Source organism: Levilinea saccharolytica, assembly GCF_001306035.1.
Taxonomy (GTDB): domain Bacteria; phylum Chloroflexota; class Anaerolineae; order Anaerolineales; family Anaerolineaceae; genus Levilinea; species Levilinea saccharolytica.
Genome location: NZ_LGCM01000039.1, coordinates 93,621 through 119,687 on the forward strand (window position 1 = coordinate 93,621; position 26,067 = coordinate 119,687).

Consider the following 26,067-nt stretch of genomic DNA (forward strand, 5'->3'; position numbering starts at 1 on the left):
CCGTCATTCCTCCAGCCTGTAAAAGGGCGCGTGCAGGTATGCCACGCTCACCAGGGCCGGTTGGATGCCCTTCTCTTGAAGTGCCTTCACAATATGTTCATACAAAGCCAGTTTCAGGTCAAAATCCTCAAGGGAGACTCCGACGTATACCTTCCAGCCCAGAGGGTCATTCCACCCCAGACCATTGCTGCTATTATACGTCAGGCTGGTCTCCGGCGGCAATTTCTCAGACAGAGCAAAAATAGCCTTCAAGAACTCCGGCGAAACCTGCTTGGGGACCCTGGGCTTGTTGGCGGGTTTTTCCGCCGCCGCATCCTCAGGGGTAGGGGTGGGGTCTTCCACCAGGGCCGCCAGTGAATCCACCGGCGTAAACAAAGGCGGGGCGCTGTCGGCCACGATGGTCAGCAGCGGAACCGTTGGTTCGCCGCGCGCCGGAAAGATCATGCCTTCCGCATCAATCCAGATCAGGTTGGTGTCGTACTCCCAGGCCAAAATCGGCTGGCGCTCCACCGCGCTGATGATCACGCGGTTAGGCAGCATCACCTTGACGGTGATATCCTTCAATTCGGGGTAAGCCCGCGCCACCTTCGCCTGCACCTGGGCCGGCTGCACTAGGAACACCGGCGTGTTCTCCAAGCGCAGCGTCTCGCTCAAATCCTCGGCGCTGATGCGCGTCAGCCCCGCCACCTCCGGAACACCCACCTGGAACGTGGGAGCCGTGAAACCCATGATCACAGCAGCGCAGCACAGCACCACCAGCAGCCCGCTCACCAAGCGCCACCCTGGGCGAATGGCGGGCAGAGAAGGCAGCTGCATCTCCGCCCCCGGCGAACCCAGGCGGACGTTCACCTGGCGCCGTACCTGACTGCGGGTGCGTTGGATCACCGGCGTGCCCATGCCGCCCCGCATGGTCAGCGGCGGCGTCACCGCCGTGTAGCGCACGCGGGTGGCTGCCTGTTGACTGTGCTGTTGGCTTTCCCGGCTGCGCCGTTCGCGCGCCAGTTCGGCCCGGGTTTTTCCGCGATCACTGCGTGGCGTGTTCATGCTGCACTCCTGTAGGTGTGTTCGGTCGCGCGGCGCTCCGCCTGCCGTTCCAGGGCCAGACGGATCAACTCATCCACCAGCGCCGTGTACGAAAGCCCGCTGGCCTCCCACAATTTCGGATACATGCTCACCGTTGTAAACCCGGGGATGGTGTTGATCTCGCTGATATACACCTTCCCTGAGGTCTTTTCCATCAAAAAGTCCACACGCGCCATGCCCGCCGCGTCCACGGCCAGGTAAGCCCGCCGCGCCAGTTCTTGAATGCGCCGCGCCGCGCCCTCTTCCAAATCGGCCGGGACTGCCAGGCGCGTGCCTCGATCCAGATACTTGGCCGCATAGGTGTAAAACTCTTCCGCGGGGAAGATTTCGCCCACGGCCGAAACGCGCACCTCTGCGTTGCCCAAAACGCTCACTTCCAACTCGCGCGCCTCGATCCCGCGTTCGATCATCACCCGCCGGTCAAACCGCGCCGCCTCCACCAGCCCCTGGTACAGCTCTTCGCGGCTGCGGCATTTGCGAATGCCCACGGAGGAGCCCAGGTTGGCCGGTTTGGTGAAGAACGGGTAATTGCTCAGGCTCTCGGCCTTCAGTAGAATTTCATCCAGCCGCGCTTCAATCTCATGCCGGTTCACCAGCATCGAATCCAGCACCGGCAGCCGGTAGGCGCGCATCACATCCTTAAATAGGGCCTTATCCATGCCCACCGCCGAGCCCAAAACCCCCGCGCCCACATAGGCGACGCCGAGGATCTCAAACAGCCCCTGCAGTGTGCCGTCCTCGCCAAAGGTGCCGTGCAAAACCGGGAAGATCACATCCACAGGCGTCACCGGCCGCAGCACGCGCCCCGATTGACCCTCTTCCAGCGCGTAGAGGACATGGTTCCCCGGCTCCGGCAGCATCGTCACCGCCGTCAGGCCGTCCAGCGACTCCTGTGCCAGCTTTTCCAGCACGTTCTCGCCCGTCCACCAGCGCCCGTCGCGGGTAATGCCCACCGGCGTCACCGCGTAGCGATCGGGGTGCAGCACGTTCAAAATGGAACGCGCGGACATCAGGGAAACTTCATGTTCCCCTGAACAGCCCCCGAACAGCACCGCGATGTGAATCTTCTGCGTTGTCATCGTCATCCTTAATGCCGCCTAAGCCGCGGCCTCCTCAAAATTACCCAGCAGTTCAATTTCCAATTCCAGGCTGATCCCAAAGCGCTCCAACACGGCCTTCTGAGCTGTGCGGATGAGAGCCATCACATCCGCCGCTTTGGCACCTTCATCATTGACAAAGAAATTGGCGTGCACCGGGCTGATCTGCGCCCCCCCCACGCGCGCCCCTTTCAGCCCCGCCGCCTCAATCAGCCGTCCCGCGTAATCACCGGGCGGGTTCTTGAACATGGACCCCATGCTCGCCCCCGGCGGCTGGGTGGCCTTGCGCCGTTCGTTATACTGCTCCATCGTCTCCTGCACCGCCTGCGGGGTGCTGTAGCTCAGGCGCAGCGTGGCGGTCAAAATGACCACCGGGCTGGGGGTGCGCTTCAGTGCGCTGCTGCGGTAGCTGTATCCCATCTGCTCCGCGTTCCACACCTGCCGCCCCTCTGTGCGGTGCAAGATTTCGGCCAGCATCAGGTTGCCGGCCATGTCGCCGCCGTGCGCCCCAGCGTTGCCGTACACCGCCCCGCCCAGGCTGCCGGGAATGTTGGCGGCCCATTCCAGCCCGCTCAGCCCCCGCAGCGCCGCCTGGCGGGCGATGCGCCCCAGGTTGGCGCCCGATTCGGCCCACACGCTGGGCTGGGCATCGTGCGCCTGAATTTTGACGTTGTGCCCGCGGTTCAAAACCACCACCCCGCGCAGCCCGCTGTCGGCTACCAGCACATTGCTGCCGCTGCCCAAAATCACAAAAGGCACGTCCAGATCCCAAAGCTGCCGTACCACCGCTTCCAGTTCCTGCCAGGTCTGCGCGATCACCATTCCATCCACCGCCCCGCCCATGCGGCCGGTGGTGTAATTGGAAAGGCGCACGTTCTCCTGCAGCCGCGTGCCAAAGGCGCTGCGCAGGGCGTGGATCGGTAGGGTGGAACGGCTCTTCGGGCTCATCCGGCTCCTAGAAACCCTTGAAAAAATCAATCAGGCGGTTGACCACCTGCTCTTTTTGCTCGTTTTCGGACGCCTGGGCAGCTTGCGCCTTGCCCTCGGCCCCGCTCTTATCCCGCGGCGGGCGGGGGGTCAAAACCAGCCCGTTCACCGCCGGGACGTCCAACTCATACTTGCGTTTTTCCGCCTCACGCATGCTCCCCTCCTCTTGTTCGCAGGCCGGCCAGCACCTGCGCGCTCACCTGGGTGGCGTCCCCCGCCGAAAGCACCAAAATGACATCTCCGGGGGCCGCCTCGGCCAGCAGCAGCTCAGCGGCCTCGTGCAGCTGCCGCACAAACCTCGCCTGCACACCGCTCATCTTTGCCACCACCGCCGCCGAAGAAAAATCCTGCGGTTTTTCCCGCGCGGCGTAAATCTCGGTCACAATCACGCGGTCCGCGTCCGCAAAGGACTGCGCGAATTCATCCAGCAGCAGCTGCGTGCGTGAATAGGTGTGGGGCTGCCACACCGCCCAAATTCGCCGCCCCGCGTAACGGCTGCGCGCCCCCGCCAGGGTAGTGCGGATTTCGGTGGGATGGTGAGCGTAGTCATCCACCACCACCACACCCGCTGCTTCGCCCAGCACGTCAAAGCGCCGGCCGGTGCCGCTGAACTGGCCCAGGGCATCGGCCGCCGCGTTCACATCCAGCCCCAAATGGTGCGCCACCGCCAAAGCCGCCAATGCGTTGCGCACGTTGTGTTCGCCGGGAACCTGCAAATGCACCTCGGCCAGCGGGGCTTCGGCTCCCGATTCCAGCAGCAGCGCCGCGCGGAAACTGAGCCCCAGGCCCGGACGGCTGCCGGTGATGTGCGCTCGGTAATTCGCCCCCGGCTTCAGGCCGTAGGTCAGGGCCGTGCAGGCGGGCGGCGCAGCTTCCACCAGACCCACCGCGCCCTGCTGGTCGGCGCAGGCCAACAGCAGCCCCCCCGCGCGCAGCCGGCCCACAAACTCGCCAAATGCCTGGTAGTAATCCGCCGGTGTGGGGAAGCAGTCGGGGTGATCATGTTCAACATGCGTCACCACGGCCACATCCGGGTTCAGACCCAGGAACATGCGGTCATATTCATCCGCCTCGATCACAAACACCGGCCCCTGGCCCGCGTGAGCGTTGCTGCCCAGGTTCTTGGCCACCCCGCCGATGATGTACGAGGGTTCTTGCCCCAGCGCGGTCAGCATCCAGGCGATCATGGCAGTGGTGGTGCTTTTGCCGTGCGTCCCCGCCACAGCCACGGTCACGTTCTCAGCCATCAGGCCGCCCAGGAAATCGGAGCGCTTCAGCACAGGGATACCCGCCGCCTGCGCCGCCTGCACCTCGGGGTTCTCATCTGCCACAGCGCTGGAGCGCACCACCAGGTCTGCACCCTGAATGTTCTCCGCGCGGTGGCCCACCTCTACGCGCGCACCCAAACGGGACAGCTCTTCGGTGGCTGCCGAAGCCTGTTGGTCCGAGCCGCTCACGACGTAGCCGCGCTCCAAAAGCAAGCGCGCAATCGCCGAAAGGCCGCTCCCACCCATCCCAATCAAGTGCACGTGTGTCATCAGATAAACACCACCAGAACAAAAGCGAAGGCAATCGCCACAGCGAAATAAATCGCCGGGGTGCCCAACCAATACGGCGGCATCAGCGGCATCATGCGCGCGGTCGCCTCTGCAATCGGGCCTGACATGGGCGCTATGATAACGCTAAAAGGATATCCGGCGTCATCCAGGTAATACCAGATTGAGCCAAATACCAGGTAGCCGTTCAGCGCACCCAAAAAGAAGCCCAGCAGCGAATCTTGCAGCCGTTCGCGGGCAAAGCGGTTGGTGCCGGCCAGCTTGGGGATATTGGGGCCTTGATAGCCGAAAAACACCATCGCCAGCATCAGCAAAAACCGCACCCAAAAGAGGGTCGCCCCACCGGCAAAGACCACGTTATCGCGCATGAAGGGCACAAACCGCTCCAACACAGTGATGATGAACATGGCCAGAATGACCGCAAAGCTGACCAGCAGTTCCTTGGCCCAACCGCGAGTCATGCCGATCACCGCGAACAGCGCCACAAAAATCCAAAAAAGCACATTCAAGCCTATCATGCGGGGCCTCCCGCTTTCGCATCTTCGCCTTTGGCCTGAGCCAACACCAGGGCGGCAATCCGTTCCGCCGCGCCGGGTTGGGCCAAAGAACGCATGGCCGCGCGCATTGCGTCCAGCCGGGATGGGTCTTGCAGCAAGCCCGAAACCTTCTCCAAAAGCTGCGCGCCCAGTTCCTCATCCCGCACCATCACCGCCGCCCCCTGAGCCTCCAAGAAGGCCGCGTTGACCTTTTGGTAGCGCCAGGCGTAAGGATACGGCACCAACACCGCGGGCAGACCGAATTTGGGCAGTTCGCCCAGGGTGGAGGCGCCCGCCCGCATCACCGCCAGATCGGCGCTGGCCAAAGCCGCGCCCATGTCGTGCAGGTAGGGGAAAGCCCGGTAGCGAAAGGTCAGCTCTTCCGGCAGGGCCTGCGCCGCCCGATCCACCTCTTCCCAATCCAACTGCCCGCTGACATGCACCACCTGGCAGAGCTTAAGCAGTTCGGGCAGATGGGCCAGCACCGCACGGTTCAAAGAACGCGCACCCTTGCTGCCCCCCGCCACCAACAGCACGGGCACATCCGCCTTGAAGGCGAAGCGCCGCTGCCCGCCGCGCCGGTCCCACTCATCCAGTTCGGGACGCGTGGGATACCCCGTCACCGTCATGGCCTTGCGCTGGGGGAAGAATTCCCGCGAAGGTTCCGCCGTCAGAGCAATATGGTCGGCGAAGCGCGCCAGGAATTTCAGCGCCATCCCCGGCTCAATATCCGGCACATACAGCACGGTGGGGATGCGCCAGGCCGCCACGGCCATCGGCGCGGCCACGTACCCGCCGGTCATCAGCAGCACGTCCGGACGAAATTCGCGCAGCACGCGGCCCGCCGCCAGCACGCCCTGGATCAGCTTCCACAGGTTCCCAGGCAGCGCGCGCAGACCCACGCCGTGCACCCCCGCCGCCGGAATGGCGCGGAACGGCACACCGGCGCGTTCCACCAGGTCGGCTTCCATGCCGCCCTGGCCGCCCACCCACAAGACGGACTCGAACTTACCCGCGAGGGCTTGCAGCACGGACAGTGCGGGATACACGCCGCCGCCCGTCCCGCCAGCGCAAATCAACAACCGCGCCAAAGGTCTTCCCTCCACTCGTTCCGGAATCCTGCATGCCGATCCGGTTGACATTTAACAGCAGGCCAATACCCGCGAAAATCGTGATCAAAGATGAGCCGCCGTAACTGAGGAACGGCAGCGCGTTCCCCGTAAAAGGCAGCAGCCCAAACAGCACCGCGATGTTCAGCAGCGCCTCCAGGGTGATCCACAGCGTCACCCCGCTGGCCAGCAGCTTGCCCAAGAAATCCGGCGTGCGCTCCGCAATGCGCAGCCCGCGCCACAAGATCAGCCCATAGAGCGCAATCACCACCAGGCCGCCGATCAGACCGGCTTCTTCCACCAGCACCGCAAAAACGCTGTCCGTCCAACCGAAGGGCAGGCCGGTGTTTTTGGTCAGGCTGTTGCCCAGCCCCACCCCAAACACCCCACCCCGCGCCACCGCCTCCAATGCGCGCTGCACGTGGTTCGAAGCGTTGAGCAAGTCCTTCAAGCCCTCAATGTACGAACCCATGCGGTTGCTGCCGGTGGAATACAGCCGCACCACCACCAGGCCCACAGTTGAGACCATAATTAGAAAAGTGGTGATGATGCGGAAGTTGCCGCCCGCTAAGAACAGCATGATCCCGCCCATGATCAGGATGGTGAAGGCCACGCTCATATCCGGCTGGATCATGATCAACCCGGCCATCAGCCCCATAATGCCCAACATGGGCAGCAGACCGGCGCTGATGCTGTTGATCGAGTCCTTGCGCGAGTTCATCCACACCGACAAATAGAGAACCGTCATCAGCTTGGCCAACTCCGAGGGCTGAACCGAGCCTTCCACCAGTGAACGCCCGTTGACCTCTCCCTTGATTTTGGCGATGGTGATCACCACCGCCAGGGCCACCAGGGTCACGCCCATCATCGGCACCACAAAGCGTTTCAGCCAGCGGTAATCCAGGAAATAAGCCGCGCCCATGACGGCCAGGCCCAGCACCACGAAGACGGCCTGCCGCACCAAAAAGTAGGTGGTGGAGCCGTTCTCCTGGGCCATGCCCGCTTTCCAACTGGCCGAATAAATCGCCATAAGGCCAATTAATGCCAGGGCAATCACCGCCAACAGCAGAGGAACGTCCACCGCCAGCCGTAAGTTTCTGCGCGCCGAAACCGCCGCGGGCCTTACGAAAGTTGATTGACCCATTTTCGGAACTCCTCTCCGCGCTCTTCAAAGTCGCGGAATTGATCAAAGCTGGTTCCACCCGGCGAAAGCAGCACCACATCGCCCGCCGAAGCCGCCCGCGCCGCCGCCTGCACAGCTTCCTGCAAACCAGGGCACTGTTCCAACGTGTAGGGGCGCTGACCGGGCTGGGTTTCGCCCAGGGCAGCCAAAATCTTGGGGGCGGCCTCGCCAAACACCACCACATGATCCACACGCTCGTGGATCAGCGCCGCCAGGCCTTCCCAGGGCAGTTTCTTGTCGCGCCCGCCCAACAGCAGCACCAGCGGCTCGCTGAAGGCGCGCACCGCCGCTGCCGTGCGTTCCGGCGCGGTGGCGATCGAATCGTTGTACCAGGCAGCCCCGTTGACCATGCGCACAAATTCCAAACGGTGCGCCACCCCCGCAAAGCCGCTCACCCCGGCGATCATGGCCTCCACCGGAAAACCCGCCGCATAGGCGATGGCACAGGCCGCCAGCACATTCATGCGGTTGTGCATGCCGCGCAGGCGGATCAAGTCCACCGGCATCAGCTCCACAGCTTTGCCGTTGGCCTGCAGCCAGATGCGCCCATCGCGTTCAAATGTGCCGGTTTGATCCGGCGCCAGGCGCTCAAAACCAAAGCTCACCAGCTTGCCGCGCACCTGCCCGGCCAAAGCCCAGGCCCCGGGGTCTTCGCGCCCCAAGATGGCGATGTCTTCCGGCTTCTGGAAAGCCAGAATGCGCCCCTTGGCCGCGGCGTAGGCTTCCAAGGTGCCGTGGCGGTCCAAATGGTTGGGGGTGATGTTCAAAACTGCCCCCACCTGCGGGGAACGCGTCATCTGCTCCAATTGGAAGCTGGACAGCTCCAAAATGACCACATCCTCCGGCTTCATCTGATCCACCAGATCAATCAGCGGCTGGCCGATGTTGCCGCCCACCCAGGCATGCTGCGGTTCACGCACAGCGGCCTGCGCCATGCGCGCCACCAGGGTGGTGGTGGTGGTCTTGCCCGCCGAGCCGGTGATGCCCACCACGCGGCAGGGCACGGCGTCCATGAAGATCTGCGAATCGTTGCTCAGCGGGATGCCGCGCCGCTGCGCCTCGACCACAATGGGCAGATCCAGCGGAACCCCGCCGGAAAGGCACACCAGATCCGTCTGATCCAACAGTTCCAAAGGATGACCGCCCAAGGCCCAGCGCACGCCCGTATCGGCCATGCCTTCCATCGAAGCCAGCATCTGCGCCTCGCTGCGCTGATCGTTGAGGGTCACGCGCGCGCCCATGCGGTCCAGATAGCGTCCCAGGGCCAGGCCCTGACGGGCGGCTCCTAGAATGAGAATTCGGCGGTTCGTCCAATCGTTCATCATCATCACACCAGCGCAATCGCAATGCCTAACATCGCAAACAGCAGCCCCACCAACCAAAAGCGCTGTACCACCTGCGTTTCGCTCCAACCCATCAGCTCAAAATGGTGATGGATGGGGGCCATCTTGAAAAAGCGCTTGCCTTTGGTGAGCCGAAAATAGGTGATTTGGATCACCACGCTGAGCACCTCGCTCACCGGAATGATGGCAATCACCGGGATGAGCAGCCACTGGCCGGTCATCAGCGCCACCACGCCCAACACCGCACCCAGGGCCAGCGAGCCGGTATCCCCCATGAACAGCTCGGCCGGGTGGACGTTGAACCACAAGAAGCCGAAGATCGCGCCCACCAGGGTGAAGCAGAAGCGGCCCAAGAACACCTGCCCCTGCATCAGGGCGATGGCCCCGTAGGCGGCGAAAGCCGTGGCCGAAATCAGCCCCGCCAGGCCGTCTAACCCATCGGTGAAGTTGACCGCGTTGGAGCAGCCCACAATGATAAAAGCTGCCACCGGCACGTACCACACCCCCAGGGGGATGGGGTCTTCATAAGCGGGCCAAAACACCTCCGGCACGCCCAGCATGTATTTCAAAACCAGAGCCGTGCCCACCGCCAGCAGCACCTGGAAGAGGAATTTCGTCCGCGCGCGCATCCCCAGCCCGCGGCGCGGCCCGCGAATCCCTTCCCAGTCGTCAATGCCGCCCAAAATGCTGAAGGAGATCATCACCACCAGCGGCAGCAGCACCGAGCGGCCCAACACATCCACACCCAATACGGTGGCCCCATTCATCAGCAGGGTCACCAGCGTTACCGGCAGGATGATCATCACCCCACCCATCGTGGGGGTGCCCATCTTGGTGAAGTGCCGCCCGGGGCCTTCCACGCGGATCAATTTACCGATCTTGAGGTAGCGCAGCAAACGCACCAGCGGCCCGCCCCAAATCACGGCCATCATGAAGCCCAGCGTGCTCAAAGCCAGCGCCAGAGAAGTCTCTTTCATCGCTTCGGCTCCAATCCAGAAACGATCCGGTCCATGCGCAGGCCGTGGGAGCCTTTGATCAAAACCACATCGCCTTCGTGCAGGTGGGTCTTGAGGTAATCCGTAACCGCTTCGATCTCATCAAAGCAGGTGATATGCTTGGGGTTCATCCCAGCGCGCCGCGCCGCATCGGCAATGATGCAGCCGCGCTGGCCCAAGGTCACCAACTCGCTGCACACCTCAGCCACGCGCACACCCACCATCTCGTGCCCCTGCCGTTCGTACTGGCCCAGTTCCAACATCTCGCCCAACACAGCCACCTTGCGCCCATCAATTTCGCTGAGCAAGTTCAAGGCTGCCAGAGTCGATTCCGGCGAGGCGTTGTAGGTATCGTCCAAAATCAGTGCGCCCTGCGCGCTATGCACCGCCACCAGCCGCAGCTGGGTGTGGCCGTGCTGCATTCCAGACACAATTTCAGACCATGACAGGCCTTCCACCAGCCCCACCGCCGCCGCGCGCAGCGCCGTGTGCACCGAATGACGGCCAATGAGCGGCACGCGCAGATGCAGAGCTTCCTGGCGGTAGTTCAGCCGGAAGCGAATGCCCTCCAGCCCCAGCCCTTCCACGCGGTCAGCCCACAAATCGGCTTCGGGATCCATGCCGTAATAGAACACCCGCGCCTGGGTCTTGGCCGCCATCGGCCGCACCCACGGGTCGTCGTAGTTCAAAATGGCCACGCCCTCTGGCCCGGCCGGAAGCGCCTGCACCAGCTCACTCTTGCCCTGGGCGATGACCTCCTGCGAACCGGCGCGCTCGGCGTGTACCGTGCCCACGTTGGTCACCACACCCACCTGGGGCAGGGCGATATCGCACAGGAAAGATATTTCCCCGGGCACAAAGAAGCCCATCTCCAAAACCGCTCGTTCGTGACCCGGCCCCAGCCGCAAAATGCTCAAAGGCAGGCCGATTTCGTTGTTCAAATTACCCGGGCTTTTCAGGGTGCGGTAGCGGCGGCTGAGCACTTCGCTGACCAGTTCTTTGGTGGTGGACTTCCCCACGCTGCCGGTGATGCCGATCACGCGCAGGTTGAGCTGCCGCCGCCAAAAGCGCGCCGTCTGCTGCAAGGCGGTCAGGGGGTCATCCACCCACAGGCAGAAGGGGCCTTGCGGAACGCTGAACCCCGCGGGCAGTTGGCCGCCGCGCAGGTCCACACAGGTGAACTGGGCGGAAAGGTCGCGCCCCACCAACGCCAGATGCGCCCCGCGCCGAAAAGCGTCCCCGATGTAATCATGCCCATCCACGCGCTCGCCTGGCAGGGCCACAAACATCGAAGCCGGAATCACCTGACGTGAATCAATCGTAGCCTCACTGATCACCAATGAGGCCGCGCCGTCCGGTCGAATGCCCGTCAGGGCCTGCAGCACGTCTGCCAGTGTAAGCACGTTTCCTTTACCTCACTTTTGCGTCAACCCCAGGCGAATATCGTCGGGGGGAATGCGCATCAGTTTCATTAATTCGGTGGTCACCTCGCGAAACACCGGGGCTGCCACCACAGAACCCCAAATTTCTGAGGTCGGTTTTTCAATCCACACATACACCAACACCTGGGGATCGTCCGCCGGACCCCAACCCACAAAAGAGGCATTGGTCAGCTGGCTGACATATCCCAGCCCCGGCACCGCAATTTCCGCCGTACCGGTTTTCCCCGCAAAGCGGTAGCCTTCTACCTTTGCGGCTGTGGTTTCCGTTTCCACCGACTCGGCCAGCATCTCGGTCAGCGCGCGGGCCGTCTTGGCCTTGATCGGGCGCGAGACAATCATGGGCGACAGTTCACGCACCCGCCCCTCGCCGTCAATGGTGGCCTTCACCACATGTGGGGCCATGATCTTACCTTTGTTGGCCACCGCCGAGATCGCCGAGGCGATCTGAATCGGCGTGACCAAAACACCCTGGCCAAACGCATTGTTGGCCAAAGTTCCAACCGTCCAACCGTCATCCCCTGGCAGGCGCATGGTGGGGCTTTGCTCGCCCGCCAGGTCCACCTGGGTGGGCCGGCCAATGCCAAAGGCGCTCATATACTCGTAATACTGCTTATCGCCCAGATCAATAGCCAGCGAAGCCAAACACACGTTCAGCGAGTGGGCCATACAGCCCTGCATGGTCTGCTCGCCCCATGCGCCGCCGTCCCAGTTGGTGACAAAGCCGCCCGCGTAATCCAGCCGGCCCGTATCGTAGAAAGTGGTGTCCGGGGCCACCATACCCGAATCCAACGCCGCGGCCATGGTCAGCACCTTGAAGACAGAGCCGGGTTCGTAAGTCTGGCCGATGGCGCGGTTGAAGTAGTAGGCGGGGGTGCTGTCGTCAGCGGCTTTTTCTTTCTTCTTATCGTCCTTCGCCGCTTCGTCCTTCACCTTCCACATCTTCCAGTATTCGTTCAGGTTCAGGCCAGGGGTCGAGGCCATGCCCAAAATCTCACCGGTCTTGGGGTCCATCACCAAAATGCTCACCGATTTCGCCCCGTTGGCGTCCAGGGCCTCCTGCGCTTTGCGTTCCAGCATGGCCTGAATTTGCAGGTCAATGGTCAGCACCAGGCTGGTGCTTTGGGGCAGGTCCGGCATTTGCTGCAGCTCGGCGGGATTCACGCGGTAGCTCACGTTCATCTCCGGCCCGGCCAGCAGGGTATCGTACTGCTGTTCCACCCCGTAAAAGCCGTGAGGATCATCCGGGTCCAAAAACGTGTAAAACCCCAACACGTTGGAGGCAATGCTGTTCTCTGGGTAGGTGCGCATGATCATGGGCTTCCAAACCACTCCGCGCATGCTCGGCAGCACCTCACCCCGCTTGGGCTTGGTGCTTTCAGAGGCGTCGTTGATGCGCTTCTTGGTCTCCTGCACCTTTTGCAGCGTCTCGGGCGAAACAAAGCGTTTCACCGTCACATACTGCTTATCGGGGTCTTCCTCACGCATCTTGGCAAGTTGTTCCAGCTTGTTGCGGTCCATCTCCAACAGGGTAGAAAGCTCGCGGGCAATGGTTTCGGGGTCGGTGACAAAGTTAAAATCCAGCCCAATTTCGTACATCTCTTTGTTGCCCGCCAGCAAAATCCCCTCGCGGTCGTAGATGTTGCCGCGCGGAGGCCGCAGCTTTTCGCTGACTTCCAGGTACTGCTGGCCGCGTTCCTGCAGTTGCTTGCCCGCGTCCACCGTCTGAATACGCACCATCTGAAACACAATCAGCCCGAAACCCAGGCTCATCAACAGGCCAACCAGATTCATGCGGGAAGAAAAGAGAGATTTCATGGCTGCTTCTCCACCTTCACGCTCCACTCAGACAGCTGATCCAAAGACCACTCCCACAAAGACTGCGTGTATGCCGGCTTAATCATCGGCATCTCCAGCAGCGGCGTTTGCGAGGCGTTCACGCGCAGGGCGCGCATCTCGCGGCCGGGGTATTCGGGAACCACCACATACAGCGCGCTGTCCAAATTGGCGGGCTCAAAACCCATCTCAGCAGAACGGTCGCGCACGGCTTCGCTGGAATAGACCTCCGCCAGTTTAGCGTTTTTGCTGGCGATCGAAAGCTGCAATTCGTCACGCTTGAATCCCATGCGCTGGATCATCACCCCCGCCTGAGCGGTTTGCGCGCCGATGTTCAGGTACAAACCCATCACCAGCATCACCCCGATTAACGCGATCAAGACCCCCACGATCCATTGAATTTGGACGCGCCAGGGGGTCTGCCGATAAGCCTGGATGAGGCGTTGTGTCGTTTGCATACTTCGTTTCCATCCTTTAGATCTGCGATACAGAAGTCATGCAAATCTCGTGCCAGCTACCGTTTTTCTACCACACGAAGTTTGGCGCTGCGTGCGCGACTATTTCTTTGAATTTCCACTTCTCCCGCCGTCAATGGACGGCGGCTAATTTCATCAATCACCGCCCGGTGGCCGCAGGTGCAAATCAGACGCTCCGGCGGGCACACACAATCACGGCTTTCGCGGTGGAAATACTGTTTCACAATGCGGTCTTCCAACGAGTGAAACGAGATCACCGCCAGCCGCCCCCCCGGGTTCAGGGCCTCCACCGCCTGCGGCAGCAGCTCTTCCACCGCCCGTAGTTCATCGTTCACCGCGATGCGCAGCGCCTGAAAGGTGCGCGTGGCCGGGTGAATTTTCCCGCGCGGGCCGCCGCTGCCCCGCGCAATGGCCTCAGCCAGTTGGCGGGTGGTTTCAAACGGGCGCTGCTGCACCATCAGGCGCGCAATCCGCCGCGCGCTGCGTTCCTCGCCGTACCGCCACAAGATGTCGGCCAGGTCGGCCTCAGCCCACTGGTTGACGATTTGCGCGGCGCTGCGGGGCTGCTCCGGGCCAAAGCGCATGTCCAGCGGCCCGTCGCTTTGGAAGGAAAACCCGCGCTGCGGGGTGTCAATCTGCATGGAAGACACCCCCAGATCCACCACGATGCCGTCCACACCCTGCCACCCCAGTTCTGCCAGAGCCTCGCGCAGGTGTACGTAGGAACGCTGCACCGCGCTGAAGCGGCTGCCATAACGCGCCAGGCGCTGGCGAGCGATGGCCAGCGCCTGGGGATCCAGGTCCATTCCCAACAAGCACCCGTCTGGGCTGCTTGCCTCCAGGATCCCCCCCGCATGACCTCCGGCCCCCAGGGTGGCATCTACATACCGCCCTGGGCTTTTTGGGCGTAAAGCGAGTATAATTTCATGGTAAAGTACAGGGTCGTGCGGGGCGTTCTCTTCCGCTGGATTCGTCATGGCTAGTGCACCGGCAAATTCAGGGCCGCGAAACCATCCATTTTGAAATCCGGATCCTGAATCTGAGCTTCCTGCGCGGCCCAGGCTTCCTTTGACCAGATTTCGATGCTGTCGCCCACCCCGATCACCATCACCGTCTCGCGCAGATTGGCCGCATCGCGCAGGAACGGCGGGATGAGCACCCGGCCGGTTTTGTCGAATTCCACGCGCACCGCGTTGGAAAACAGCAGCCGCCGCAGCAGCCGCGTGCGCGGGTCGGTCAGGCTCATTTCGTTCACCGCGCGGTACATGGCCTCAAACGAGGCCGCGGTGAGCACGGTCAGGTTGTTGTCGAAGCCCTGGGTCAGGTACGCGCCGGTTTCCAGCAGCTCGCGAAAACGCGCTGGCATCATCAGGCGGCCCTTGTTATCGAGGTTGTGTTCGAATTGACCCAGGAACATACGTTCTACCTTCCCGATATATGCGGAACGCCGGATTGCTCCGGCGTCCCACTTTCTACCACTTTTTACCACTTGTGTCCTCAGTATAAACGAATTTTAATCAATTTGCAAGTGCTTTTCACAATTGCAAGGCAAATTGTGAGTATTTTGCTCCAAAAATTCGCGCTTTTCCCCCACCCCATTTCCCATCTTTTCACAGGAGATCCAATCATATGAAACCACAGCTTTTCGCCTTACTCACCGCCATCGCCTGGGGTGTCGGCGGCTACTTTGAGAAAAAGGGCCTCCATCTCGGCAACCTATCCCCCCAAATGGGCATCACCATCCGCACCGCCATCGCCCTCATCATCCTCGGCGCGGTCAGCTTCCCCCAATGGAAGACCCTCACCCAGGCCGGCCCCAAGGCCATCCTCTACATGGTCGTCGGCGGCGGCGTGGTGGCCGGGGCGGTCGGCATGCTGTGCTTTTACACCGCCATCAAAGGCGCACCCCTGACCAAGGTCATGCCCATCGCCTTCACCTCCCCCCTCTTCGGCGCGCTCATGGGCATCCTCTTGGGCGGCGAACCCCTCACCGTGAAAACCGTGGTGGGCATGCTGCTCACCATCGGCGGGATTGTGGTCTTGACTGTGGGGTAAACCGCCGCACCGGATACCCTCATATTAATGAAAGAAAGGGCTGAACTCTGATGAGTTCAGCCCTTGATATTCACTCCTTGGACCGACTTTATTGGCTGTTCAGCCACACGGTGAAGGTGCTGCCTTGCCCCAGGGTGCTGCGCACTTCAATCCGCCCGTGGTGCTGCTCAATCACCGCCCGCGCCACCGAGAGGCCCAGGCCCACCCCGCGGAACAGATGCCCCCCCACCTGATCCAGATGGAAGAAGCGGTCAAAGATCTGCGGCAGGGCTTCGGGCGGAATGCCCACCCCGTGATCTTCAATCCGCACCCACACCACGCCGTCCTGCTGGCCCACCTCCACCGCCACCTCGCCCCCCTCCGGGCTGAATTTGATCGCGTTGTGCAGGATAGCCTGAATGGCCCGTCCCAGACTTTTGGCGTCAATCATCGCCGTGGGCACATCCGGCGGCAGGGTTAATTGCACGCCCACATGGTTGCGCTGGGCGTCTTTGTGCAGCGCCTCCACACAGGCCGCCACCACCGCCCCCACGTCCCCTGGCTCAAACGCCGGTAGGATCAAATCCATTTCCTGCAGGAATAAAATATCGTTGGTCAGGGTGATGATGTCCTGCAGATTGCGCGCCACCGTCTCCAACCCCGATTTCAGCGCGTCGCCCTGCAAATTGGCAGTGCGAATGACCTGCACAAAGCCGTTCGCGGCCATCAGCGGCGTGCGCAGCTCGTGGGCGATGGTGGTCAAGAATTCGCGCCGGGCATAATCTTGCTCAGCCAGGTGTTGGTAGGCTTCGGCCAGCTCTTTGGCCTTCAGGCGCAAATCGCTGATGGCCATGTCGTCGTTCTCGCGCAGCCGGCGGCTGACCTCGCGTACCATCGCCAGCGACATGCTGGTGTTGCGCTCCAGCAGGGCAGAAAAGGCTTCTTTGGGGAAACACAGCAGGGTGCTTTCGGTCATGGTGGCCACGGTGGCCGCCCGCGGGGCCTGGTGCAAAATGGCCATCTCGCCGAAGAAATCCCCCGCGCGCAGCCGGTTCAGCAGGCGCTCATCTTCCCCTTGCAGCTGCTTGGTAACCTTCACCTCGCCGTCCAACACGATGTAAAACGTGCTTTCAAAAGCCCCTTCCCGGCACAACACCGTCCCTGCCGGACAGTTCATCACTTCCCCCTGTTCCACCATTTCCTGCGCTTCTCCCAGGTCCAGCCCAGGGAAGGCGCGCTGCAAAACTTGAATTGGGATGATTTGCGGCTTCATAGGCACTCCAGCCTGTGAGAAGGATGGCTCCCCGTTGAGGGTGGCCAGCGGCGATTTTCCGGATAAAATAATTGTACCATCCCTGTTCCGGTGAGTGGCCCATTCACCGCCAGCCGGATTCCATTTTTCCTGAAAGGACCGATCCATGACCCAACCTGTGCAGCGTTTCCCTCTGGCGCATACCTTTTCCATCGTCGCCCGCGACCCCAACAGCGGACAAATGGGGGTGGCGGTGCAGTCTCACTGGTTTTCTGTCGGCTCGATGGTCACCTGGGGGGAAGCGGGGGTCGGCGTGGTCGCCACCCAATCCATGGTCGAGCCCTCGTACGGCCCGCTGGGGCTGGAACTGATGCGCGCGGGCATCAGCGCGCCCGATGCGCTGCGCGCGCTCTTGGCCGCGGATGAAGGACGTGACGTGCGCCAGGTGGCGATGGTGGATGCCCAGGGGCGCGTGGCTGCCCACACCGGCGCCCGCTGCATCCCGGCCGCCGGACACGAAACCGGCGAGGGCTTTTCGGCCCAGGCCAATATGATGGCCCACCCCACCGTGTGGCCGGCCATGGCCGCTGCCTACCGCGCCGCCAGCGGGGACCTGGCCGATCGTCTGCTGGCCGCTCTGCAGGCCGCCCAGGACGCCGGCGGGGATATTCGCGGGCAGCAGTCCGCCGCCATCCTCATCGTCAAGCCGCATTCTTCCGGCCGCCCCTGGGTTGACCGTGTGGTGGAACTGCGCGTGGAAGATCACCCTCAGCCGGTGGCCGAGCTGCGCCGCGTGGTCACCCTGCATCAGGCTTACGAGCACATGAACGCCGGGGATGCCCACCTGAGCGCCGGGCGCATTGCCGAAGCCCTGGATGATTACCGCGCCGCCGCCGGGCTGGCCCCGCACATCGCCGAGCTGCCCTTCTGGCACGCCGTGACCCTGGCCGACCTGGGGCGCGTGGAAGAGGCTCTGCCCATTTTCCGGAAGGTCTTCGCCGAAAACCGCGACTGGGCCGAGCTGCTGCGCCGCCTGCCGGGTGTGGGCCTGCTGCGCGACGATCCTGAAATGCTGCAAAAAATTCTGGCGGTGCAGTAGGGGCACGTCTGAGACGTGCCCCTACCCGCCAACCATGTCATCGCGAGCCCTCGTACTTCGAGGGTGTACCCTCGCACTTCGAGGGCGTGGCGATCTCCACCTCGGCACATCCTCTTCCTTCAGGGTAGAGACTGCTTCGACCGGAAACCCACCGGTCTCGCAGTGACATGTGTATAGGATGTCATCGCAACTACCGCCAACCATGTCATCGCGAGCCCTCACACTTCGAGGGTGTACCCTCGCACTTCGAGGGCGCGGCGATCTCCACCTTTCGGGGTAGAGAATGCTTCGACCGGAACCCCCCCGGTCTCGCCCTCAAAAGGCGAGGGCAGGCAGTGACACTTGCTTGATGTCATCGCAACCACCGCCAACCATGTCATCGCGAGCCCTCGCACTTTGGCGGCGTGCCCTCGTACTTCGAGGGCGTGGCGATCTCCACCTTTCGGGGTAGAGACTCCTTCGACCGGAACCCCCCCGGTCTCGCCCTCAAAAGGCGAGGGCAGGCAGTGACACGTCAATAGGATGTCACCACGGCCGCAGTGACATGCATGACTCTACGGCAGCACCCGAATCAGATCAAAATTCACTTCCCCGCTGCCCGTCTGCATCAGCGTCAGCGTATGCGTGCCAGCCTGCGTCCAGCGCCGCCGCCACACCCGCCCCCACAGCTCACTGCTGCGCCGCTGGTCAATCGTCGTCACCGCCTTGCCGTCCACCCACAGGCGCAGCTTACCCGCCTCAGGCAAACGCGCATACACCAGTTCTACCCCCCGGCCGGTAAAGGTCAGCGCCGCGGCCTCGTGCACACCGCCCGTGACCACGTAATCCCCGCCTACCGCGGAAATATGCTCCCGCGTCATCCAGCCGTTGCCGTAGCTCATCAGCGGCTCACCCAGGGCCTGGTACTCCCCCGGCCCCGCCGCCGCCCACGGCTGAAAATCCAGGTCAAGGCCCAAAAGCGAAGGGCTGGGCTGCAGCGGATCGAGCGGGGGATGCCCACCCACTTCAATGAAGTAAGTCAGGCCAGCCACCACCGGCATGGCGTTGATCTTGGTCTGAAACACGCTCGTACCCGCGTCCTCGCCTTCAAAAGGCGGCATCTGACCGCTGTACCCCACCCAGGCGGCCGTGTCATAATTGCTGCGCGCCGTGTCCAACGTCAGCCAACCCGAGATGACCGGCTTAAAGCGGTACCACACCGTGCGTTCCAACACCGCGTTCACCACCGGCGGGTCGCTGGCTGCCTGGGTCGCCCGCCAAACATCTGTATCCGCCGACCAGGTGAAGGGCGTGCTGCTGGCAGGCACTTTGACGGCGTAGGCGCGCGCATCGTTGACCGCCCGCGCCGGCTGAAAGCGTGCGCTGAGGTGCAGCTGCCCCTCGGCAGGGGTTTTGGCCGCCAGCACAATGCGCACTTCCTGGCCGCCTTTCAATGCCGCGCTCAACTGGGAATACTTGCCGCGGGATGCGTTGTCGTTCCATTTCAGCGGTTTGGCGCTCAGACTGCCGTCCGGGTTCACCAGCCATACCCCCAACAGGGTGTCCACACTGCTGCCCTGGCTGCTCAGGCGCAGACTGCCGGGGGCGTGTGTGCGCAGGCGGTACCACAGGGTGGCGTAGCCGCTTTGCGCCTGCCCGCGCAGGGGAAAGAGCGGGTCATCCCCCGCGCTGCTGGCGCAGGCCGTCTCCTGGGTGTCCTCCCAGGTCTGCAGCCCGCCGGTCAGCGCCCATTCCTGCGCTCCTTCGGCCAAATCATGCAGCGCCGGGCAGTCCGCCTGTGCCTGCACGCCGCCAACCAGCCCGCCCAACAGGGCGATCACCACGCCCCACAAAGAGAATTGGAACCATTTGAGCCGCAGCATAGTCTCCCTCCCGCATTGCCCCATATACCCAAGCAAACCATGACCCACCTGTGCTTTCATTTTATTGAATTTTCGCCGGAATGGCAACAAAAAAGGCGAAGCAGGATGGATCCCACTTCGCCTTGGAGATCTTGGAAACCAGGGGCTACGGCAGCACCCGCACCGCGTCCACGTTTACCATCGCGCCAGAGCGGTGCACAAAGGTGATGGTATGCACCCCCGGCTTCAGCTTTGGCGTGCGCCACACCACCTGATCGGTCTCGGTGCTGCTCTTCTGCCCGCGCAGGGCGGTCACGCGCCCATCCACCAAAATCTGCACCACTCCGCCCTGGGTCAGGCGTGAATACACCACCTCAGCGCGGCTGCCCGTAAAGGTCAGCCCGCTGGCTGCGTACAGCTCCTGCGAGGTTAGCAAACTGCCATTCAGCGCGCCCTCTCGTCCGGCGGGCTGCCAGCCGCCCAGCGTCACCAACCCATCCGCGGGCAGGTCATATTCGCCCGCACTCAGCGGCGCCCCCGGCACATAGCGCAGATCCAATTCCAACCACGAGGGCGCATTGGGGTCTTGGGAGACTACTTCAATATAATAGGTCAGCCCGCCTACCAATGCCGTCCCCTCCAGGCGCGCCTCCCCCTGAACTGCCGTCCGCAGGCCGCTGGGCGAAGAAGTGTACACCCCCACCCGCCCGGCAAAGTCGCTGCCCGCCAGGTCCACCGTCAGCGTCCCGTTTTGGCGCGGCTTATAGCGGAACCACACACTGCGGTGCAGGGGGCTGCCGTCAAAGAGCGGATCGCTGGCGGCGGTGGTGGCGTTCCACACGTCCAGGCTGGCGTGGTAATGGGTCTCCCCCGCCAGGGCATCCGTGATGCGCAGCGCGCTGCCGCGGGCGTCGTTGCTGGCCTTGCGCGGCGTGAACTGGCCGTCTACCACCAGCACACCGGCGGTGGTGGTCTTGCTCACCACCTCAATCCAGTAGGTTTGGCCGCCTTTCAGGCTCGCCGAAAGGGAAGAATGGCGCTTCTTTCCGGCGTTATCATTCCACTTCACCACTTTCGGTTCCAAACCGCCGCCCGCAGCCTCGGCCCACACCGCCGCGATGGTGTCGTATTCGCTGCCCAGGGTGCTCAGCCGTAAAGTGCCCGGCCCCAATGGGGTAAAGCGGTACCACACCGAACGGTAACCCTGCGGCGCGCTCTTGCGCGGCAGCCGCGGATCATCCGGCGCCGTGCTGGCATTCAGCGTGTTGCGCGTATCATGGAAGCTTTGCACCCCGCTCTGCCCCGCCCACACAATCGCCTGATCGCGGTCATCGTTGACCGGCGGTTCGATCAGCCGGAAGTTGGCCGTGACGCTGCTGTTGGCCTTCACCACCAGGGTGGTCATGCCGTCCGTGCTGGTCACCGCCCCGCTCCAGCCGGTGAATTCATAGCCGTACTCCGGCGCGGCGGTCATCTGCAATACCGTGCCCTGGCGGTAACCGCTGCCGCTGGGGCAGTTGGGCCCAGGGTTCACCTGCACACTGCCGCCCGCGCTGGACTGCACATTCACCGCGTAGCAGGTGTCGCCCGCGGGGGTGGGGTCAAAGACCACGAAATTGGCCGCCGAGCCCAGGTTGGAAATGCCGCGCTGGATGCGCATGTAGCCCTGCTCGCCCCACCAGCTCCCCCAGGAATTGCGGATCAGCCAGGTGTTGTCGGCGTCGTTCCAGCCCACAATCACCACCGCGTGGTTGGTGGACCAGCTGTTCCCGCCGCAGCTGCTGGCTTCATTTTTCGCGAACACGCCCCCGCGGTAATTTTGAAACGCCGGCCCCACGCACACCGAGGCCCCCACCGGCCCATAGCGGTAAATGGCTTCTTTAATTTGCTGCTGACTGGGCGTCACCGTCCAGTTGCCGCCCACGAAAAACCAGGCTGACTGCCGGTATGGGTGCGCATCCACTACCTTGCAGCTGCCGTTGCTGGCCGAATAAGGCATATTCGCCTCCAGCACCGCCCCCACGCTGCTTTGCTGGCGTCCTAATTCGTCCGTGTGATAGTCATGCGCGAACCAGTAGCCCCCGCCGCAGCCGTAACCGTCGCGGTTGCAGGAGATGAGGAACTGCTCCGAAAGGTCGGCTGCCGCCGCGCCCTTCTGCACCATCAGGGCCGATTCCATCACCCCCACCGTGCCAAAGGCCCAGCAGCTGCCGCAAGAGCCCTGGTCGCGCACCGGCGTAGTCTTGCCCAGCGCCAGCAGGCTGTAAGACGCGGGCAGTTGGGTGGCCTGCAGCGATCCTAAAACCGACTCGGGGGGCGGCACGTTCTCGCCCACTTCGGGGGTGGGCAGGGCTTCCAACGGGCTGCTCAAATCCACAGCTTCCATCCACTGCCCCATCTGCACGTTCAGCCGCGCCAACGGGGCCTGGCTCACCTCAAATGGGCGCTGGTACACCAGGCGCAGCACGGCTTCGCCGCTGACTGCCGCCTCCAGGTCAAAATGCACCTGGGCCGGCGCCCCTGGGTAACTGCCGCGGCTGGTCTGGTACGGCTCCGCCGTCAGGCGCAGGCCGCTTTCCTCCAGCCCCGCCAGAGTCCATTGGTATCCCGCCGCCGGGCGCGCTTCCAGGGTCAGGCTCAGGCGCTGACCCTGCTCGGCCCACCCGCTCAGTTGCACTTCCGCCGGGCCGCCCAGAAAATCAAAGCCGCCCGCTAAATCGGCAAACAACACTTCAGCCAGGACGGGGCCTTCCGGCGCTTCGCCCTGCGCGCTCACCTGTACCCACTCGCCCTGCGCGTCCGCCGCCCCCACCCCGGTGACAGCCGCTGCGCTGCCTTCCAGCCGTTCGGCCAGCGCCTGGCGCACAGCCTCTTGAGCGGTCTCATCCGCCTGCGGAACGCGCACCTGCATCTCCAGCTGCCAGCTCAGCCCCTGCGGGGCCTGGGCCTGTGCGGGCTGCCCGCCTCCCCAAAAGGAGAGGGCCAGTCCCAGGGCAGCTAGCCAATGAATTCCGCGGTGGAGTGCGCGTAGGGTTGATGATTTCATTCCAGTTCACCTCTAAGGTCGTGCTTTGAAAAAGTTGTGCAGCCAATGGCTACCATTTACCTCTACAATTGTAGCGGAAAAACGCCCCCTGCTCACCCCACCTTACAGAATTGTGGGCTTTGACGTAGGGCAGCGGCAGCCAAACGGGGCTGCCCGTTTGCTGCGGACAGCCCCGTCGTTTACTGGAAACAACTTTCAGCGCGTTAGGCGCGGGTGCTTACTTCACCGGGCAGTCTTCCTTGCCCGCCGCCTCACAAGCCGCCGCCTTCTGATCCCACAGCTCTTGAGTCATCGCCGGTTCCAGCGACATGCGCGCCTGGTACTCAGCCATGCTGATGAACGGCCCTGCCGGGCTGCCCGTCACCGAGGCCGGGTCGACCTCAACCGCTTGCGGCCAGAGCGCTTCGGCCCCCGCCCCACCAATGGGGATGGAGAGCGCTGCGCGGTCCACGTAGAAGTAATCATTGTAATCCCACCAATCCATCACAAACGAATGTACGCCGGTCACGCCGCTCTTGATGCCGTTTTGGGTTCCGGAGTACAGCAGCGTGCCGTTGATGTAGAAATTCATTACGCCGTTCACCCAGGTCACCCGTAGGGTGTTGTAACCCGTTGGATTGATGGCCGACGAATACGTCCAGCCCACCACCGGGCGCTCCGCGCCAGAAGCATAGCGCCAGATGGAGTAATACCCACCGTTGACGTAATTAAAGGCGTAGCCGCTGGACAAGCCGCCCCAGCGTTTGGCGTTCGTGGATCCGTGAATGAAGATCCCGTTGGAAGCATATGGATCCCCATTCCGATCCATGACGGCGGTGTAATCCAGATTGCCCTCAAAGGACGCGTGGTTGGCGCTGGCCCAGCTGTAATTCGGGCCGTACCAGGAGTAGAAATCCGTCGAACTCTGGAACCAGGCGCCGATGGAGGGCCTTCTCTCCAGCCAGCCGGTGTGATCGCCGTTGAACTCGGAGACGAAGCCGTTAAAGGCCACGTTGAAGGCCCCGTCCGCAGCCGGCCCATAGCCTAGCGGGTTCCACGGGGTAACGCGGTAGGTGTAGGAGCCCGCCAGGAAGGTCTTCGGCGCGGGGATGCTGCAGCCGCCCGGATTGCAGATCGCGGTGCGCAAATAGGTCTTGGTGAAGATCTTCGAGGTGCCTTTCCAGATCTCCAGCTTGTATTTGTCGCCCACTGGCGGTGCCGTGTAGCCCCAAATAAACTCCGGGCCCCAGTAGTTGTAATTCCCATTCGGGCTGATCAACCCCACGGCCGCGGGCAGGGTATTGGGTGTCGAGAAGGCTCCCGGAGCCGACTCTGGGCCAGACCCCGCCAGCGAAGCGGGCTTCACCGTCCAGGTGAAGCTGCCCGTGGGGAAAATCTTAGTGCCGTAATACCAGCACTGACCGCTCAATGGGTCGCACACATCGGAGGTGTTGACCGTCTTGCTGAAGACCGTCTTTGTGCCCTTCTTCACCGTGATTTTGTATTTGCTCGCCAAATCCACATGCGACCAGCCAAATTCGACCGCGGAATATTCCGTCATGATCCCACCCGTCGGCCAGTACAGCGTGGGCACCGCAGTCGGCTTCACAAATTTCCCAACCGCCCCGGCCAGATCTAAGCGCGGGGTTTTCTTGCCGTTGCGCCAGTCAGTAATCTTCTTACCCGTGCTGCGGAAGGCGCCCAGAGCTTCGCTGACCGAAGCCGAGGGGCGCGCCTGGCGGTACACCGCCCAGGCCCCCGCCACGTGCGGGGTGGCCATGGAGGTGCCGTCGTAGGAATCATAGGCGTTTCCGGGGACCGAGGAATAAATATCCACGCCCGGGGCCAGCAGCTTCAGCATCGAATCGTAATTGGAGAAACTCGCCACATAATCGAACTTATCCGTGGCGCCCACCGCCACCGCCGAGGAAATGCAAGAAGGCGAACCCATCCCATCCGTGAATCCATCATTGCCCGAGGCGATCACCGTGGCGATCTTGACCCCGCGCAGCTTGTCAATGGCGCGCTTCACCGCCGGTTTGGACGAATCGCAGTAGCTTTTATACTTTCCGCCGCCCAGGCTCATGTTCACCGAGGCGATGTTGTAGCTGGTGCGCAGCACGTACACACGCTCCAGACCCTTGACGTAGTCCGAATCCCAGGTGTAGGTTCCTCCATAATAATCCGAAAACACCTGGATAGCGATGATGCTGGCCCCAGGGGCCACGCCGTACAGCGGCAGGGAGGTATTCTTGCCCGCGGCGATGCCGGCCACGTGCGTCCCGTGGCTGCATTGGCCCATATAGCAGGGAACGCCGCTGCCTACCGCGGTGCTTTCCGGCACGCCCCCTGGGCACACCGAGGTGGCCACACCGTTAGCGCCCGAATAGCAGGCTTCCGAAACCACTTTGCCGCCCGCGAACATGGGGTGATTCTTGTCCACACCCGTGTCCAGGATCGCCACAGTCCAGCCCGTGCCGTCATAGCCCGCGCCCCAGGCTTCGGGCGCGCGCACGATCTTGGTGCTGTCGCTCAGGAAGGCTTCATTGATACCGTCTTCCTGCACCGCCGTCACCGCCGGGGAGGCCACCAGGGCGTCCAGCCCCGCAGCATCCACCGTCATGGCCATGAAGGGGAAGACTTCGAAGCGGGTCACATGCGTGGGGTTCTTATCCGCCAGCGCCTCCAACAGCAGGTCCTGGGCCTGAGCCACCACCTCGCGCTGAGCCGCCTCAGCGCTTACATCCCCTTCCTCGCCTTCCAAATCCGGCACGTCCAGCACCACCAACACGCGCACGGTGCCGTCCGCCGCAGCCTTGGCGGCCAGCGGGTCGTACCCATCCGCTACCTTGGCTTTAGCTTCTTTGCTCAAGCCCACACCGCGGGCGCTTTCGGCTTCCGCATTGGGCGGCTCGTCCTGGGCCTGCGCCGGGGACGCCGCAAAAAACAGACTGGACATCAGCACGCTGACCATCACCAGCGCGGAGACCATCCATTGCAGGGTCTTTCGTGGAACACTCATTTCTGCCTCCCTCAATTAGAAACTACTGTGGAAATGAAAGAAAAAACCTCACCCAAAGGGTGAGTGATGGCCCCCAAAAGCGGCCGTCGCCGGGAATTTCCCTTGGGGCAATAGGTATTACAATTTTGATCTACTTAATTTATTCTAATTTTAT

The 26,067-nt window shown here is 62.7% G+C and carries 21 protein-coding genes; 2 read left to right on the forward strand and 19 right to left on the reverse strand.

The window, feature by feature from the left end; translation table 11 throughout:
- Positions 1 to 3: 3 nt before the first annotated feature.
- From ADN01_RS11365 to mraZ, 15 genes are read right to left on the reverse strand one after another with little or no spacing between them, the layout of a single operon-like run.
- Positions 4 to 1,044: a cell division protein FtsQ/DivIB gene (locus ADN01_RS11365; RefSeq protein WP_062417690.1), complete on the reverse strand. Its 1,041-nt coding sequence runs from the start codon at positions 1,042 to 1,044 to the stop codon at positions 4 to 6.
- Positions 1,041 to 2,168 (reverse strand): D-alanine--D-alanine ligase family protein, encoded by a 1,128-nt coding sequence (locus ADN01_RS11370; protein WP_062417689.1) that lies wholly within the window; start codon positions 2,166 to 2,168, stop codon positions 1,041 to 1,043. The genes ADN01_RS11365 and ADN01_RS11370 overlap by 4 nt, the downstream gene beginning before the upstream one ends.
- 12 nt (positions 2,169 to 2,180) lie before the next feature.
- Positions 2,181 to 3,128 (reverse strand): UDP-N-acetylmuramate dehydrogenase, encoded by a 948-nt coding sequence (gene murB / locus ADN01_RS11375; RefSeq protein ID WP_062417688.1) that lies wholly within the window; start codon positions 3,126 to 3,128, stop codon positions 2,181 to 2,183.
- A 7-nt stretch (positions 3,129 to 3,135) separates the two neighbouring features.
- Positions 3,136 to 3,321 carry a hypothetical protein gene (locus ADN01_RS11380; protein WP_062417687.1) on the reverse strand — a complete coding sequence of 62 codons (186 nt, stop codon included), beginning with the start codon at positions 3,319 to 3,321 and terminating at the stop codon, positions 3,136 to 3,138.
- Complete coding sequence (gene murC, locus ADN01_RS11385) at positions 3,314 to 4,705, reverse strand: UDP-N-acetylmuramate--L-alanine ligase (RefSeq protein WP_062417686.1); 1,392 nt, start codon at positions 4,703 to 4,705, stop codon at positions 3,314 to 3,316. Before murC ends, ADN01_RS11380 begins: the two co-directional genes overlap by 8 nt.
- Positions 4,705 to 5,241 (reverse strand): hypothetical protein, encoded by a 537-nt coding sequence (locus ADN01_RS11390; RefSeq protein ID WP_062417685.1) that lies wholly within the window; start codon positions 5,239 to 5,241, stop codon positions 4,705 to 4,707. The genes murC and ADN01_RS11390 overlap by 1 nt, the downstream gene beginning before the upstream one ends.
- Positions 5,238 to 6,308 carry an undecaprenyldiphospho-muramoylpentapeptide beta-N-acetylglucosaminyltransferase gene (murG, locus tag ADN01_RS11395; RefSeq protein WP_160318420.1) on the reverse strand — a complete coding sequence of 357 codons (1,071 nt, stop codon included), beginning with the start codon at positions 6,306 to 6,308 and terminating at the stop codon, positions 5,238 to 5,240. The genes ADN01_RS11390 and murG overlap by 4 nt, the downstream gene beginning before the upstream one ends.
- Positions 6,268 to 7,512, reverse strand: a complete 1,245-nt coding sequence (locus ADN01_RS11400) for an FtsW/RodA/SpoVE family cell cycle protein (RefSeq protein WP_075071145.1) — start codon at positions 7,510 to 7,512, stop codon at positions 6,268 to 6,270. Before ADN01_RS11400 ends, murG begins: the two co-directional genes overlap by 41 nt.
- Entirely contained in the window at positions 7,491 to 8,879 is a 1,389-nt protein-coding gene (gene murD / locus ADN01_RS11405) for a UDP-N-acetylmuramoyl-L-alanine--D-glutamate ligase (protein ID WP_075071146.1), read from the reverse strand. Before murD ends, ADN01_RS11400 begins: the two co-directional genes overlap by 22 nt.
- A complete protein-coding gene (mraY, locus tag ADN01_RS11410; protein ID WP_062417681.1) occupies positions 8,879 to 9,871 on the reverse strand; it encodes a phospho-N-acetylmuramoyl-pentapeptide-transferase in 993 nt (330 codons plus the stop codon). Before mraY ends, murD begins: the two co-directional genes overlap by 1 nt.
- Positions 9,868 to 11,292, reverse strand: coding sequence for a UDP-N-acetylmuramoyl-tripeptide--D-alanyl-D-alanine ligase (locus ADN01_RS11415; RefSeq protein WP_075071147.1), 1,425 nt, complete (start codon positions 11,290 to 11,292; stop codon positions 9,868 to 9,870). The genes mraY and ADN01_RS11415 overlap by 4 nt, the downstream gene beginning before the upstream one ends.
- Positions 11,293 to 11,304: 12 nt before the next feature.
- Entirely contained in the window at positions 11,305 to 13,146 is a 1,842-nt protein-coding gene (locus tag ADN01_RS11420) for a peptidoglycan D,D-transpeptidase FtsI family protein (RefSeq protein WP_062417679.1), read from the reverse strand.
- A complete protein-coding gene (locus tag ADN01_RS11425; RefSeq protein ID WP_062417678.1) occupies positions 13,143 to 13,622 on the reverse strand; it encodes a hypothetical protein in 480 nt (159 codons plus the stop codon). Before ADN01_RS11425 ends, ADN01_RS11420 begins: the two co-directional genes overlap by 4 nt.
- A 56-nt stretch (positions 13,623 to 13,678) precedes the next feature.
- Positions 13,679 to 14,617: a 16S rRNA (cytosine(1402)-N(4))-methyltransferase RsmH gene (gene rsmH / locus ADN01_RS11430; RefSeq protein ID WP_062417677.1), complete on the reverse strand. Its 939-nt coding sequence runs from the start codon at positions 14,615 to 14,617 to the stop codon at positions 13,679 to 13,681.
- Between the two features lie 2 nt (positions 14,618 to 14,619).
- Positions 14,620 to 15,057 carry a division/cell wall cluster transcriptional repressor MraZ gene (mraZ, locus tag ADN01_RS11435; RefSeq protein WP_062417676.1) on the reverse strand — a complete coding sequence of 146 codons (438 nt, stop codon included), beginning with the start codon at positions 15,055 to 15,057 and terminating at the stop codon, positions 14,620 to 14,622.
- Positions 15,058 to 15,269: 212 nt separating this feature from the next.
- Here mraZ and ADN01_RS11440 point away from each other — a divergent pair, with 212 nt between their 5' ends.
- On the forward strand, positions 15,270 to 15,695 hold the full coding sequence (locus tag ADN01_RS11440; RefSeq protein ID WP_062417675.1) for an EamA family transporter: 426 nt from the start codon (positions 15,270 to 15,272) through the stop codon (positions 15,693 to 15,695).
- 88 nt (positions 15,696 to 15,783) lie between these two features.
- On the opposite strand, the gene ADN01_RS11445 is transcribed toward ADN01_RS11440, so the two are convergent.
- The gene (locus tag ADN01_RS11445) at positions 15,784 to 16,947 is read right to left on the reverse strand and encodes an ATP-binding protein (RefSeq protein WP_062417674.1); all 1,164 of its coding nucleotides are present in this window, start codon (positions 16,945 to 16,947) and stop codon (positions 15,784 to 15,786) included.
- Positions 16,948 to 17,092: 145 nt separating this feature from the next.
- Between ADN01_RS11445 and ADN01_RS11450 the strand changes: the two genes are divergently transcribed.
- Positions 17,093 to 18,025 (forward strand): DUF1028 domain-containing protein, encoded by a 933-nt coding sequence (locus tag ADN01_RS11450; RefSeq protein WP_062417673.1) that lies wholly within the window; start codon positions 17,093 to 17,095, stop codon positions 18,023 to 18,025.
- Between the two features lie 554 nt (positions 18,026 to 18,579).
- Here ADN01_RS11450 and ADN01_RS11455 read toward each other — a convergent pair.
- The 3 genes from ADN01_RS11455 to ADN01_RS11465 form a co-directional block, all read right to left on the reverse strand.
- Positions 18,580 to 19,887 (reverse strand): hypothetical protein, encoded by a 1,308-nt coding sequence (locus ADN01_RS11455; RefSeq protein ID WP_062417672.1) that lies wholly within the window; start codon positions 19,885 to 19,887, stop codon positions 18,580 to 18,582.
- A 145-nt stretch (positions 19,888 to 20,032) separates the two neighbouring features.
- Positions 20,033 to 22,912: a C1 family peptidase gene (locus ADN01_RS11460; protein ID WP_062417671.1), complete on the reverse strand. Its 2,880-nt coding sequence runs from the start codon at positions 22,910 to 22,912 to the stop codon at positions 20,033 to 20,035.
- Positions 22,913 to 23,129: 217 nt separating this feature from the next.
- Positions 23,130 to 25,913, reverse strand: coding sequence for a S8 family peptidase (locus ADN01_RS11465; protein ID WP_062417670.1), 2,784 nt, complete (start codon positions 25,911 to 25,913; stop codon positions 23,130 to 23,132).
- Positions 25,914 to 26,067: the final 154 nt, after the last annotated feature.